Annotated in this window: 11 protein-coding genes; 10 read left to right on the forward strand and 1 reads right to left on the reverse strand. The window is 61.3% G+C overall.

All coding sequences use genetic code 11. The annotated features are described in order from the left end of the window. Nucleotides 1-112: 112 nt before the first annotated feature. The 10 genes from urtB to ureC all read left to right on the forward strand — a co-directional run bounded on the left by urtB (nucleotide 113) and on the right by ureC (nucleotide 9,083). Entirely contained in the window at nucleotides 113-1,615 is a 1,503-nt protein-coding gene (urtB, locus tag AC1Q6Y_RS10060) for an urea ABC transporter permease subunit UrtB (protein WP_492624498.1), read from the forward strand. Continuing rightward, nucleotides 1,615-2,694, forward strand: coding sequence for an urea ABC transporter permease subunit UrtC (gene urtC, locus AC1Q6Y_RS10065; RefSeq protein WP_429521903.1), 1,080 nt, complete (start codon nucleotides 1,615-1,617; stop codon nucleotides 2,692-2,694). The genes urtB and urtC overlap by 1 nt, the downstream gene beginning before the upstream one ends. Beyond that, nucleotides 2,691-3,563 carry an urea ABC transporter ATP-binding protein UrtD gene (gene urtD / locus AC1Q6Y_RS10070; RefSeq protein WP_057712189.1) on the forward strand — a complete coding sequence of 291 codons (873 nt, stop codon included), beginning with the start codon at nucleotides 2,691-2,693 and terminating at the stop codon, nucleotides 3,561-3,563. The genes urtC and urtD overlap by 4 nt, the downstream gene beginning before the upstream one ends. Nucleotides 3,564-3,697: 134 nt before the next feature. Further along, entirely contained in the window at nucleotides 3,698-4,396 is a 699-nt protein-coding gene (gene urtE / locus AC1Q6Y_RS10075) for an urea ABC transporter ATP-binding subunit UrtE (protein ID WP_057712190.1), read from the forward strand. 161 nt (nucleotides 4,397-4,557) lie between these two features. Then, complete coding sequence (locus AC1Q6Y_RS10080) at nucleotides 4,558-5,397, forward strand: urease accessory protein UreD (protein WP_492624499.1); 840 nt, start codon at nucleotides 4,558-4,560, stop codon at nucleotides 5,395-5,397. 156 nt (nucleotides 5,398-5,553) lie between these two features. Further along, entirely contained in the window at nucleotides 5,554-5,856 is a 303-nt protein-coding gene (locus AC1Q6Y_RS10085; protein ID WP_057712192.1) for an urease subunit gamma, read from the forward strand. 9 nt (nucleotides 5,857-5,865) lie between these two features. After that, nucleotides 5,866-6,399, forward strand: a complete 534-nt coding sequence (locus tag AC1Q6Y_RS10090; protein ID WP_057712193.1) for a GNAT family N-acetyltransferase — start codon at nucleotides 5,866-5,868, stop codon at nucleotides 6,397-6,399. Nucleotides 6,400-6,405: 6 nt separating this feature from the next. Then, a complete protein-coding gene (locus AC1Q6Y_RS10095) occupies nucleotides 6,406-6,939 on the forward strand; it encodes a GNAT family N-acetyltransferase (RefSeq protein WP_090452874.1) in 534 nt (177 codons plus the stop codon). Then, nucleotides 6,939-7,244, forward strand: a complete 306-nt coding sequence (locus AC1Q6Y_RS10100; RefSeq protein ID WP_057712195.1) for an urease subunit beta — start codon at nucleotides 6,939-6,941, stop codon at nucleotides 7,242-7,244. Before AC1Q6Y_RS10095 ends, AC1Q6Y_RS10100 begins: the two co-directional genes overlap by 1 nt. Nucleotides 7,245-7,382: 138 nt before the next feature. Next, nucleotides 7,383-9,083, forward strand: a complete 1,701-nt coding sequence (gene ureC, locus AC1Q6Y_RS10105) for an urease subunit alpha (RefSeq protein ID WP_492624500.1) — start codon at nucleotides 7,383-7,385, stop codon at nucleotides 9,081-9,083. A 66-nt stretch (nucleotides 9,084-9,149) separates the two neighbouring features. On the opposite strand, the gene AC1Q6Y_RS10110 is transcribed toward ureC, so the two are convergent. Next, nucleotides 9,150-14,408, reverse strand: a complete 5,259-nt coding sequence (locus AC1Q6Y_RS10110; protein WP_492624501.1) for an NEL-type E3 ubiquitin ligase domain-containing protein — start codon at nucleotides 14,406-14,408, stop codon at nucleotides 9,150-9,152. Between the last annotated feature and the right edge of the window lie 62 nt (nucleotides 14,409-14,470).

The following is a 14,470-nucleotide window of genomic DNA, read 5'->3' on the forward strand; positions in this document are numbered from 1 at the left end:
GTGGGAGCGAGCTTGCTCGCGATGAGGTCGGCACATTCGACATCTCTTTGACTGGGCCACCGCTATCGCGAGCAAGCCCGCTCCCACAATGTCCGCGTCAAGGCGACTCTCTATGCCCACCGCCCTTTACCGCATCATTTTCGCCATTGCACTCTTGCTGCCGATGGCCACTTTCGCCGGCGACGCCGAAGACTTCGTCGCCGCCAATCCCGTGCAGCAAGCCAGGCTGCTGGAAGCCTGGGCCGCGCAGCCCGATCCGGCCCGCATCGAATTGATCAACGCCCTGCAACAAGGCGAACTGACCGTCGACGGCCAGCCGAAAACCTTGCGTCTGAACAACCGCTTGCGGGGCTTGATCGACACCGCCCTGGCCAGCCACCAACTGCTCGCCGCCGACGCCAAATTGCGTCTGGCCGCTGCGCAGCAACTACAGAAAAGTGCCAAACCGGCGCAGTTGAAATTCCTCGACCAGCAGCTGGCGGGCGAAAAGGACGAAGGCGTCCACAGTGCCCTGAGTCTCGCCCTGGCCAACCTGCAATTGGTCGACAGCGACCCGGCCGTGCGCCTCGCAGCCGTCCGCCTGCTCGGTGAAACCGGTGACCCGCTGGCCCGCACCCGTCTCGAAGGCTTGCTCGAGCCTGGCGTTGAAGCCGATGTCACCGTACGCACTGCGGCCGAAACCAGCCTCGCTCAAGTCAAACGCAAACTGTTGGTCGGCGAGATGCTCGGCCAGGCATTCAGCGGCATGTCCCTGGGCTCGATTCTGCTGCTCGCGGCCCTGGGACTTGCGATCACCTTCGGCCTGCTCGGTGTGATCAACATGGCCCACGGCGAGATGCTGATGCTCGGTGCCTACTCGACCTACGTCGTGCAACTGATGTTCCAGCGCTTCGCCCCGCAGGCCATCGAGTTCTATCCGCTGATGGCGCTACCGGTGGCGTTTTTCGTCACCGCGGCCATCGGCATGGCGCTGGAGCGCACGGTGATTCGCCACCTCTATGGCCGCCCACTGGAAACCCTGCTCGCCACCTGGGGCATCAGCCTCATGCTGATTCAACTGGTTCGTCTGGTGTTCGGCGCGCAGAACGTCGAAGTGGCCAACCCCGCGTGGCTGTCGGGCGGCATTCAAGTGCTGCCGAACCTGGTGCTGCCGTACAACCGCATCGTCATCATTGCCTTTGCGCTGTTTGTGGTGGTGCTGACCTGGCTGCTGCTGAACAAGACTCGCCTGGGCCTGAATGTTCGCGCCGTCACCCAGAACCGCAACATGGCCGCCTGCTGCGGCGTGCCCACCGGACGCGTGGACATGCTCGCCTTCGGTCTCGGTTCGGGCATCGCCGGCCTTGGCGGCGTGGCCCTGAGCCAGATCGGCAACGTCGGCCCGGACCTCGGCCAGAGCTACATCATCGACTCGTTCCTGGTGGTGGTGCTCGGCGGTGTCGGTCAGTTGGCCGGTAGCGTGCTGGCGGCGTTTGGCCTGGGGATCGCCAACAAGATTCTCGAACCGCAGATCGGTGCCGTACTCGGCAAGATCCTCATCCTCGCGCTGATCATTCTGTTCATCCAGAAACGTCCGCAAGGCCTCTTCGCACTCAAAGGACGGGTGATCGACTGATGAACCAGCCCCTGCTCGTTACCGCGACCCAAAAAGCCGGCCCTAAAGCCTCGATTGCCGTCGGTGCAGTGATTCTCGCTCTGCTGTTGGCGCTGCCGCTCCTGTCGTTGTTACCGGTGGACAGCACGCTGCATGTTTCAGCCTATACGCTGACGCTGGTGGGCAAGATTCTTTGCTACGCCATCGTCGCACTGGCGCTGGATCTGGTGTGGGGTTACGCCGGCCTGCTGTCCTTGGGGCACGGCCTGTTCTTCGCCCTCGGCGGCTATGCCATGGGTATGTACCTGATGCGCCAGGCCGCGGGTGATGGCTTGCCGGCCTTCATGACGTTCCTGTCATGGACCGAAATGCCGTGGTTCTGGACCGGTACCAGCAGCTTCCTCTGGACCCTGTGCCTGGTGGTTTTGGCGCCGGGGTTGCTGGCCTTGGTGTTCGGCTTCTTTGCCTTCCGCTCGCGGATCAAGGGCGTGTATTTCTCGATCATGACCCAGGCCCTGACCTTCGCCGGGATGCTGCTGTTTTTCCGCAACGAAACCGGCTTCGGCGGCAACAACGGCTTCACCAACTTCCGCACGATTCTCGGCTTCGGCATCACCGAGCCGGGCACCCGCGCGGTGCTGTTTTTCGCCACGGTGCTGTTGCTGGTGGCGAGCCTGTTTATCGGCTGGCGCCTGGCGCAAAGCAAATTCGGACGGGTACTGACTGCGCTGCGCGATGCAGAAAACCGCCTGATGTTCTGCGGCTACGACCCGCGCGGGTTCAAGTTGTTTGTCTGGGTATTGAGCGCGGTGTTGTGTGGCCTGGCCGGTGCGCTATACGTGCCGCAAGTGGGGATCATCAACCCGAGTGAGATGTCGCCGACCAATTCTATCGAAGCAGCGGTGTGGGTGGCCCTTGGCGGTCGCGGCACCTTGATCGGTCCGTTGCTCGGTGCTGGTGTGGTCAACGGCATGAAGAGCTGGTTCACCGTCGCGTTCCCCGAGTACTGGCTGTTCTTCCTTGGTGCGCTGTTCATCGTCGTGACCCTGTACCTGCCCAAGGGCGTGATCGGTCTGCTGAAAAAAAGAGGTGAATCATGAGAGTCACTGCAACGGCTGAATTCATGCTCGAACCGGCGTTCTTTCCTCCACTGGAACCCAACCGCGACGCCGGCAGCAGCCGCGATGCCATCGGCCTCGGCCAACGTGCCGGCAAAGGGCTGAACACGCGCCACGGCACCATCCTGACCCTGGAAGACATCAGCGTCAGCTTCGATGGCTTCCGCGCGTTGAACAATCTGAACCTGTACATCGGCGTCGGCGAACTGCGCTGCATCATCGGCCCCAACGGCGCGGGCAAGACCACCCTGATGGACGTGATCACCGGCAAGACCCGCCCCAGTCACGGCAAGGCCTGGTTCGGCGAAACCCTGGACCTGACGCAAATGAGCGAAGTGCAGATCGCCCAGGCCGGTATCGGCCGCAAGTTCCAGAAGCCCACGGTGTTCGAAGCCTTGAGCGTGTTTGAAAACCTTGAGCTGGCGCAGAAAACCGACAAATCCGTTTGGGCCAGCCTGCGGGCGCGCTTGAGCGGCGAGCAGAAAGACCGCATCGCCCAAGTGCTGGACACCATTCGCCTGACCTCGTCGGTCAATCGCCCGGCCGGCCTGTTGTCCCACGGCCAGAAACAATTCCTGGAGATCGGCATGCTGCTGATGCAGGACCCGCAATTGCTGCTGCTCGACGAACCGGTCGCGGGCATGACCGACGCCGAAACCGAATTCACCGCCGAGCTGTTCAAGAGCCTGGCCGGCAAGCACTCGCTGATGGTGGTGGAACACGACATGGGCTTCGTCGGCTCGATTGCCGACCACGTCACGGTGTTGCATCAGGGCAGCGTGCTGGCCGAAGGGTCGCTGGAGCAGGTGCAGGACAACGAGCGGGTGATCGAGGTGTATCTCGGTCGCTAAACCTGCAAACACCTATCCAACTGGGGGAGCGAGCTTGCTCGCGATAGCGGTGTATCAGTCAACAACAATATTGAGTGTGCCGACGCCATCGCGAGCAAGCTCGCTCCCACAGGGGATCTGAGGAGAATCTGGAAATGCTGCAAGTCGAAAAGCTGCACCAGTACTACGGCGGAAGCCACATCCTGCGCGGCCTGACGTTTGACGTGAAGGTCGGTGAAGTCACCTGCCTGCTCGGGCGTAACGGCGTGGGCAAGACCACCTTGCTCAAATGCCTGATGGGTCTGCTGCCGGCCAAAGAAGGCGCGGTCAATTGGGAAGGCAAACCAATCACCGCCTTCAAGCCGCACCAGCGAGTGCATGCCGGCATCGCCTACGTGCCACAGGGCCGGGAGATCTTCGGTCGCCTGACCGTGGAAGAGAACCTGCTGATGGGCCTGTCGCGCTTCCCCGGCAGCGAAGCGAAGGAAGTGCCGGCGTTCATCTACGAGCTGTTCCCGGTGCTGCTGCAAATGAAGCAGCGCCGGGGCGGCGACTTGTCCGGTGGCCAGCAACAGCAACTGGCGATCGGTCGTGCACTGGCCAGCCGCCCTCGCCTGCTGATCCTCGATGAGCCCACCGAAGGCATCCAACCCTCGGTGATCAAGGAGATCGGCGCGGTGATCAAGAAACTCGCAGCCCGTGGCGACATGGCGATTTTGCTGGTGGAGCAGTTCTACGATTTCGCCGCCGAACTGGCCGATCAATACCTGGTGATGTCACGGGGCGAAATCGTGCAACAGGGTCGCGGCGAGAATATGGAAGCTGAAGGGGTGCGCGGGCTGGTCACGATCTGAGCTTCTGTCCACAGAGGGCTCGAAGCACCATTTTGTCGCACCATCTTCCACGCAGCGCCCCCAACTGGTGCGCGGCGACGTTCAACGGCGCTCTCCTTCCAGTGATGCCCTGCGGCACAGCCTTTGCAACCCTCCTGAGGACCTCTCGATAAGCACTGACCATGACTCTTCCTGCATCCGGCGTTTTGTTTACCCCCAGTTGGCATGCCGAACTGGAACTGGGCTACGCCCGGTTCGACAACACCACCCGCCCGGTCCAGCGCCGTCACAAAGGTCCGTTGCGGGTGCAAAAGCACCTGTATGCAGAAGGGCCAGAGGTCTGCCAGCACATCATCGTCCACCCTCCCGGCGGAATAGCCGGCGGTGATCGGCTGGACATTTCGGCCAGCGTCGAGCGTGATGCCTGGGCACAAATCACCAGCCCCGGCGCGGCCAAGTGGTATCGCGCCGCCGGCCCCGCCTATCAGCAGCTGAAGTTGAAGGTGGCGGCCGGTGCGACACTGGAATGGTTGCCCCAGGAGACGATCATTTTCAGTGCGGCGCAGGCTGAACTCAGCACCGGGATTGAGCTTGAAGGCGATGCCCGTTTGTTCTACTGGGACGTCGTGGCCCTGGGCCGTCCGGCCAGTGGCGAACGCTTCGACCTCGGGCATTTTCAGGCACAACTGGATATCCGCCGCGACGGCCAGTTGCTCTGGCACGAACGCCAGCGCATTGTCGGGGCGGACGGTTTGCTCGATTCGCCGATTGGGCTGGATGGGCAACCGGTGTTTGCGACATTGCTGGTGACGGGTGAAATTGATAGCGAACTGCTGGAGCGCTGCCGCTCGCTGAGCCATGACGTGCGCGGGGATCTGACGCAGTTGCCGGGGTTGTTGGTGGCGCGGTGTCTGACCAGTGAAGCGCTGTTGGCGCGGGGGTGGTTGATTGAACTCTGGAAGTTGTTGCGCCCAGTCTTGCTTGGCCGTGAAGCCTTGCCACCCAGAATATGGAACACCTGAATTGCTTTTCTGTAGGAGCGAGCCTGCTCGCGATAGCGGTGTATCAGGCGCCATTTATGTTGAATGTGCCGACGCCATCGCGAGCAGGCTCGCTCCTACAGGGGTTCTGTGCAAGCAGATCCCACTCTTTTTAATCTGCCCGAATGGATGTCTACGATGGACCTGACCCCGCGCGAAAAAGACAAGTTGCTGATCTTCACCGCCGGCCTGGTGGCCGAGCGACGTTTGGCTCGCGGCGTGAAACTCAATTACCCGGAGGCCATGGCCTACATTTCCGCCGCGCTGCTTGAAGGCGCCCGCGATGGCCAGACCGTGGCCGACCTGATGCACCTGGGCACCACCCTGCTGAGCCGCGAACAAGTGATGGAAGGCATCCCGGAAATGATCCCGGAAATCCAGGTCGAGGCCACGTTCCCCGACGGCACCAAACTGGTCACCGTCCACCAACCCATCGCCTGAGGCCGCGCCATGACCTACCACATCCGCGATGCCGTGCATGCCGACCTGCCAGCCATCCGTGACATTTACAACGACGCGGTACTCAACACCACGGCGATCTGGAACGAGCAGGCGGTCGACCTCGGCAACCGCCAGGCCTGGTTCAGCGCCCGGCAATCCCAGGCTTATCCGATTCTGGTGATTGTCGATGCCGACGACACAGTGCTCGGGTACGCCTCGTTCGGCGACTGGCGCCCGTTCGACGGCTTCCGCCACACCGTCGAGCATTCGGTCTACGTGCGCAGCGATCAACGCGGCAATGGCCTCGGTCCAAAGCTGATGGACGTGCTGATCGAGCGCGCCAGAGACTGTGGCAAACACGTCATGGTCGCGGCCATCGAAAGTGGCAACGCCGCCTCGATTCGCCTGCATGAGCGCATCGGTTTTATTACCACCGGGCAGATGCCACAGGTGGGCACCAAGTTCGGTCGCTGGCTGGACCTGACCTTCATGCAACTGACCCTCAATCCTGGCGCACAGCCACCTGCCGCCAACAAGGAGTGATTGCCCATGAACCCCGCCCAACTGCGACGCGTCAATGTAGAAAGTTTCGCGCACTACCGTCAGGGCCTGATTGATCTGCTACTCGACGCCGTCGGCTATGGCGCCAGCGTTGGCTTCATGGCCGATCTCGATGCGACGCAGGCACACGCCTATTTCGATGAGGTTCAGGACAATCTGATCAAGGGCAATGTGTTGCTGTGGGTGGTGGTCAAGGACGAACAGGTGCAAGCCAGCGTGCAATTGGGGTTGTGCCGCAAAGCCAACGGTTTGAACCGCGCCGAAGTGCAGAAACTGCTGGTGCGCGAGCATGCCCGGCGGCGTGGTCTAGGCCAACAGTTGATGAGTGCGCTGGAACAGGCCGCCCTGCAACACAAGCGCGGCATGCTCTTCCTCGATACTGAAGCAGGCTCGCCCGCCGAAGATTTCTACAAAGCCCTGGGTTACACCCGGGCCGGGGAAATTCCCGATTACGCCTGCGACCCGAGCGGCCGCTACAAGCCCACTGCCTTCTTCTACAAGATTCTCCAAGGAGCCCATTGATGATTCCCGGTGAATACCAGATCCAGCCCGGCGACATCGAACTTAACGTCGGCCGCCGCACGATCAGCCTGACGGTGGCCAACAGCGGTGACCGGCCGATCCAGGTCGGTTCGCATTACCACTTTTTCGAAACCAATGACGCCCTGAACTTCGACCGCGCCGCCAGCCGCGGCATGCGCCTGAACATCCCCGCCGGCACCGCCGTGCGTTTCGAGCCGGGGCAGAGTCGCCAGGTCGAACTGGTCGATCTGGCGGGGCATCGTCGGGTGTTCGGGTTTGCCGGGCGGATCATGGGCGATCTCTGATTAATGCGTTGTCAGTACCGCCCCCATCGCGAACAAGCTCGCTCCCACAGGGGAACGCGATCAACTGTGGGAGCGAGCTTGCTCGCGATGTGAGCGCAGCGAACGATTTCAAATTCAATTGAATCTCAAGGCGAACACATGAAGATTTCCCGTCAAGCCTACGCCGACATGTTCGGTCCCACCGTCGGCGACAAGGTGCGCCTGGCCGACACCGAGTTGTGGATCGAAGTGGAACAGGACTTCACCACCTACGGCGAAGAAGTGAAATTTGGCGGCGGCAAAGTCATCCGCGACGGCCAGGGCCAAAGCCAGCTGCTCGCCGCCGAAGTGGTCGACACGGTGATTACCAACGCACTGATCATCGATCACTGGGGCATCGTCAAAGCTGACATCGGCCTCAAGGACGGACGGGTCGCCGGCATAGGCAAGGCGGGCAATCCGGACGTGCAACCGAACGTGACCATCGCCATTGGCGCCAGCACCGAAGTCATCGCAGGCGAAGGCATGATCCTCACCGCCGGCGGCATCGACACCCATATCCACTTCATTTGCCCGCAGCAGATCGAAGAGGCATTGATGAGCGGCGTCACCACCATGATCGGTGGCGGCACCGGACCGGCCACCGGCACCAATGCGACCACATGCACCTCCGGGCCGTGGCACCTGGCGCGCATGCTCCAGGCCGCCGATGCCTTCCCGATGAACATCGGCCTCACCGGCAAAGGTAACGCAAGCCTGCCCGAGCCGTTAATCGAACAGGTCAAGGCCGGCGCCATCGGCCTCAAGTTGCATGAGGACTGGGGCACCACGCCGGCGAGTATCGACAACTGCCTGAGCGTGGCCGACCGGTTCGACGTGCAGGTGGCGATCCACACCGACACCCTCAACGAGTCCGGTTTCGTCGAAGCCACCCTCGCCGCCTTCAAGGGCCGCACCATTCACACCTATCACACCGAAGGTGCCGGTGGCGGTCACGCGCCGGACATCATCAAGGCCTGCGGTCTTGCCAACGTGCTGCCAAGCTCCACCAACCCGACCCGGCCGTTCACCCGCAACACCATTGATGAACACCTGGACATGCTGATGGTCTGCCACCACCTCGACCCAAGCATTGCCGAAGACGTGGCCTTCGCCGAAAGCCGAATCCGCCGCGAGACGATTGCCGCCGAAGACATCCTCCACGACCTCGGTGCGTTCTCGATGATCAGCTCAGACAGCCAGGCCATGGGGCGGGTCGGCGAAGTCATCACCCGCACCTGGCAGACTGCCGACAAGATGAAAAGACAACGCGGGCCGCTACCCGGCGATGGTGCAGGCAACGACAACTTCCGCGCCAAACGCTACATCGCCAAGTACACCATCAACCCGGCGATCACCCACGGCATCAGCCATGAAGTGGGCTCGGTCGAAGTGGGTAAATGGGCCGACCTGGTGCTCTGGCGCCCGGCGTTTTTTGGCGTGAAACCGACGCTGATTCTCAAGGGTGGTGCCATCGCGGCCAGCCTGATGGGCGACGCCAATGCCTCGATCCCGACGCCACAACCGGTGCACTACCGCCCGATGTTCGCCAGCTACGGAGGTTCGCTGCACGCCACCAGCCTGACCTTCATCAGCCAGGCGGCGCAGGATGCAGGCTTGCCCGAAGCCCTGGGTTTGAAAAAGAAAATCGCGGTGGTCAAAGGCTGTCGCGACGTGCAGAAAACCGACCTGATCCACAACGACTACCTGCCGAACATCGACGTCGATCCGCAGACCTATCAGGTCAAGGCCGATGGCGTGTTGCTGTGGTGTGAGCCAGCGCAAACCTTGCCGATGGCGCAGCGGTATTTCCTGTTCTGAGCCGTTTGTTGCACCCCACACAAAGGCCTCGCACCCAGTGTGTCGAGGCCTTTGTTTTTTCCGTGATTATTGATCGGCCCCAATCCGCAGCCGGTCCAGCCTGGCCCGCGTCATCGCTTCTCGGGTCAGGTTTTTCAGCTGCTGCGTGATCTGTCGGTCGATGTCATTCAAGGCTTGACCATACGCCTCTTCAGTCATCAGCCGGCCATCCGCAAAGTCAGTTTCAGGTTTGTCCAATTCGCTGCACAGCCCCTTGATTTCCAACTCCACTGCAGCCTTTTCCTCGGTGGTGAGCCGCGTACCTTCAGCCCTGCGCTGCAACGCGTCCTGCAAATCGGTGGTGGCGTCGATCCGGCGTTTCAAGCCATTCAATTCCTCGCGGTAAGTCGACTCCAGCCAGGACTTCCAGAGCGGTTGCTCAAAGACCCGGTCGATCAGCAGATCACCCTCCTCCAGCGCCTTGATCCGCTGGAGCGCTGCCTCGATCATCTCTTTGCTGACCTCGGCGATGCTGCGAAACTGCATGCCCCGTGCCTGCCACGGCAAATCCAGGCGCTGCGCCAGATCGGTCATGTAGGCCAGGTGTACTTCCACTTCATCGATAGTGCCGGTCACTTCGCCATCGGCACCGGTCCGACGGAACTGTTCTCCCTTCGCCAATCGCTCAGACACCCGGTGACGGGCGATGGCGCCGAGTTCATCGAGCCGGGATTTACCCAGGGCCAGCTCAAGCAATTGCGTCTCGATCAGATCCGCGCGCACGAGGGCGTAGGCCTCGTGAACCATCACCTGCACGCCCATGGCATTGAACAGTTGCGTCCCGCCATCCACGCATTCGGTGGGGGTTGCGGCTTCGTTGAACAACTTGATGCGCAGTTCAGTGTCGCTGGCCATGGCCTCAAGCATGCGCCAGACCTTGGCCGTCAGTTCCGACTGATAGGTATCGCCGGCCTTGAAGTCGGCGGATTGGGTGAGTTTGCGGACTTCGTTGAAAAACGGCACCGAATCGAATTCATCCTCGACGGCGTTCCAGACTTCCTGTTTTTCCTGCCATTGCCGCTCGGTCATGCCCGCCGCCCATTCCGAGCTGTCGAGCAGGCCACGGGGTGGGTAAGGGCGGTCCGGGTCCATGCCGACCGACTCGATGTAAAACTTGAGGGTGTCGAGGTTTTCCGGCGAGATCCAGTGCGGCCCCCGACTGATCACCGTGCGCGCCAGCAACTCGGCGCGAAACGATCCGGGTGCGACTTCCGGTATCCGGCTGATCGGATTGCGGCTCAGATCAATGAAAATACTGCGAGGCCGCGATTGGGAAAACAGTCCGACAGGCCAACTGTCCAGACCGGCGTCACTCAGCATCAGCACCTGCAAATGCGGCATCCGGCTGACATCAGGAATGAGCTTCAGCGGGTTGCCGCGCAGCCCCAACGACCTCAAGCGTGTCAGATTCTTCAGGCGATCCACCGCCAGCACATCCATCTCAATGCGGTTGTCGTTGAGGAACAGGTCGGTGAGATGACGCATGTCCTTCAGCCCTTGCGGAATGGCCGTCAGCAGATTGTCTTGCAGATTGAGGTAGCGCACCTGATGGAACGAGTCGAGGAACGACATGTGCCCGGAACGCAACTGCCCACCGCGCAGGCTCAGGCTGGTGACATGATCGAAGTTGGCCTCGAGGCTCGGCAGGGTTTCAAGCAGCTGGCTCAACTTGGGAATATTGTCCAGTTTCAACGCTTGGGGCCGCACGATGCCGGAAGCCTCGATGCCCTCCGGCCCGGTGCGCTGCCAGCATTGCCTGAGCGCTTTGTAGATGTTGTTTCGCGCATGCCACTGCGCCACGCCCGCCGGGCTAAAACGAAAGGACTCGGTCGGCGAGTTCATCCAGCGTTGCATGGCGCGGTTCAACTGATTGAGCTCGGCCTCCAGCGCGGCCAGGCCTTCATGGACCGAACCACCGTTTTGGCTGAACCCGGTCAACAGCGTTTCGATTTCCTCCGGGGTGAAGGCCGGATACAGCGAGCGAGCCCGCCGGCGCAACCCCATGCCGCGCGGGACCTGTTGCGCATAACCCGGCATGCCGCCGCGCAAGCGCATGACGGTCGGGTCGTAGGACGGTTTGAGCACCGGATTGTCGCGCAGGATCGGCTCGAGCACAGCTCGATCCAGTGGCTTTGTCTTTACTGCCTGCTCAAGGCCTGCCGCGTCATGAATTTCAAAACCCAGGGCGACACGCTGGGAGTCGGGCAATGCGTGCAGCACGGCGGCATACAGATTGTCCAACCCGTGCAGGTGTTGATCGCCCGCGTCCCGTGCTTCATATCGGAGATCCGAACTCTGGATCAACACTCTGCGGATGGGCGCGTCCTGCGGGCCGAGGCTGTCGTACAGCGTCCCTGAAAAAGAATATTCACGGATTTCCAGACGCAGGTCCGAGGGCCAGCCCGGCAGGGCTGCCAGTGAGTGCAACTCCAGGCGTTCGGTGTCGGTGTTGTGCAGTTCGCCGAGGTACAGGCCTTCATACGCTCGCGCCACTCGCAGCTGGTGCGCCGCTTCCCAGGCCTGTTGGGACAACCTCAAGGGCACGCGCTGTTTCTCGGCCCAATGTTGCAGGTCCGAGGGGTGTGCGTGTTCCACAAGCGCTTGCGCCACACTGGTCGAAAGCGACGACTCGTGCCCCTTGAGCAAGCTCACACGGGGATCGTCTGCACGCTCCCGACGCTCGTACAACTTGTCGAACAAACGCCTTTTGCTGCCCCGCGCCTGCTCGGCCAGGCGATCGCGCAAGGCCTTGGTGCGCGCCGTTTTGTCTCCGGAAAACCACTGCCCCTGCATCTCGCGAAGGGCCTGTTCATCCAGGAACCCGACCACACGTGCAGGCAGCGCACCGGCGAGCAAATCCTGCCAGGTCATCTGCAAGGTATCGGCGGGCAACGCGCCGGCATAGCCCTCCTTGAACGCCGCCCCCGACAGGCCCGGCCCCTGGAACACTTCGATGGCCTTGCCCTCGGGCCAGCCCGGCAACTCCGTCATGAAGCGCACGGCAAGATCGGCCCACTCCTGGCCGACCCGGTCGGCCAGGATCTGCTCTGCGCAAGCTTCGGCGTCGGCGTACGCCTTGAAGCGCTTGAGGGTATCGGTCAGCAGCGCGGGTGGGGTTTCGTGCTCCACGTGGAGCCGGCGCAACGCATTTTCGTTAACGCCACTGACGGTCAGGATCTGCTCCAGTGTTTCATCGCTGAACCCATCCACCGAGGCGCCCAGACGCTGGAGCAATTGACGCCGATCCCATTCCAGCGGTTGATCGAGTTCAGTTTTCCACAGGCCGGTGCCGTTGTGCTCCAGCAAGGGCTGATAGGCATCGGCTCGCGAGGGGTGTTGCAGGCGATGCTGGCCAGTGTTCGGGTCCTGTTTGACTTCGTAGCATTTGTCGTCGAGATGCAGCAGGTCCTGATCCTGGTGCCGGTACAAGCCTTTTTCACCGACGACGCCATCCCTGGGCAAGGTGACCGATTGTTGATATGACGTCAGGTCCGGATTCCACAAACGCTGCTTGCCGGCGACCTCCACAGGCTTGAGCCCTTCGACAAAGGGCGAGACCTTGATCGGCGTCAGCTGGCCGCCTGGCAACCCGTGACCGGCACCCATGAGCGCCAACTGCGCAAAGTTGATCAGCACTCCATTGAAATAGGCAGAGGCCTCTTCCTTGTCGCCTTTGCTCCAGTCTTCGATGCCTTCGGCAACCTCGGCGAGCATCTGCGCAATCATGATGCCCAGCATCGCTTCGCCCAGACCGGGCACCAGCATCGCGGCGAAATTGAACACATTCCAGCCAATGTTCAGGTAACTGGTCAGGCGCTTGAAGCGGGCGCTGGCGTCCTCGTCGCCGGTCGGCACCGCGATGCGTCGGGCATCGACGATGGCCTTGTCGCGGCGTTCAACGAACAATGTCACCCACAGGTCGCCCGTGATCTGATTGGTAACGGGTTCTGCATCGGGATTCTCGACCGCCGTTTCACGCCACCATGGCCCCATGTCCAATGGCTCGCGTTGCTGCCAGGTAAACGTCTTCAGACGTTCGTTGACCCGGCTGAAAAACAGCCCCTTGTCCTTTTGCGCCACGAACCGGCTGAAAAACGCCTGGTATTGCGTGTCTCGCAGCTGACCGATCAGGGTTTTCATGAACGCGGCCAGCGAAGGGTATTCCTTGAGCGGATGTTGCGGATCATCCGGTACATAGGCGATCACGTGGCCGGACAAACGACTCTGATGGTAGATGTCGTCGCGGCGCAAAAGCTCATCGTTGAGCCCCTGCGGCCCATTGGCGAAAAACGCCTGCAGCAATTTGAACCGCTCGTACTCCGCACCAGGCAATATCGAGAGGCGCTGCGACCATTCGCTCCAGAACTTCACCGAGTCGGGGGTCAAGGCATCGATCGCCTGCTTGATCTGCGACGGATCGCTGACGGCACTGAACAGCACGATGCCCGTCAAACGAAAGCCCATCAGCGACAATCGATGACCATGCAGCGGCCGGTCGTACAGCGTGGTATCGGCCTGGCTTTCGCGTATCTGCCCGAGTTTGCCGTAGGCATGGTCGCTGATATCGCCTTTCAATCGGGCGACCAGTGACGCCACCTGGAAAGCGGCTTTTTCACTGGCCACCGACTCGTCCTGCAAGGCGCGTCGCGCTTCTGCTGTGGTCGGCAGCAGGATGGATTTGATATGCCGCTGGTACTGTCCGCCAATGTCGAGGCTGCGGCACATCGATGCAAACCTGGGCAAGGAAATCGCGGGCTCAAGCGCGAGGCTGCCGCGCTCATCCTTGCGATAGATACCGGAGCTGCTGCGCCAGGCGTCTTCGGTAGTTTCTGCCTCCTCGAAATTGTGCAACGCCGCTTCCAGCAACGTGGACTGTCGAACGCGACTGGCCCCGGTATCAATGACAAAGGCAATTTTACTGGGTACTTCAAGTTGCACGCTGAGTGCGTCGAAGTTCTCCACAGTATTGAAGTTCGCCTGCATCGACGCACTGAGCAGCGGTTTGGCGAAGGCATTGATGTCGTGTTGCAAGTTGCCCAGGGTCTTGTCCAGAGTGCCTTGCAAGCGTCCCTGCTCTTCAATCAACTCCTTCAGGTATTGACGGTCGATTTCCCGTGCAGCGCTGTACCACTCGGGGATCTCGGGCCTTAGTGTTTCGAGGGTTTTCATTCTCGACATCGGCGCCTTTTTTATCGCGTCGGGTATGGCGCCCAGTACACACTCGTAATGAACGCCGTTGTTTGGGGCGGGCGTTTCCAGCGAGTTGCTTCCATGCAAATCAGACACTGTTTTTTCACCTTGATGGCTGGGTTGGAGCTAACAGACTTATCCACCCGCGCCTGAAACAA

This window comes from Pseudomonas sp. GW823-FHT06E10, assembly GCF_058794995.1.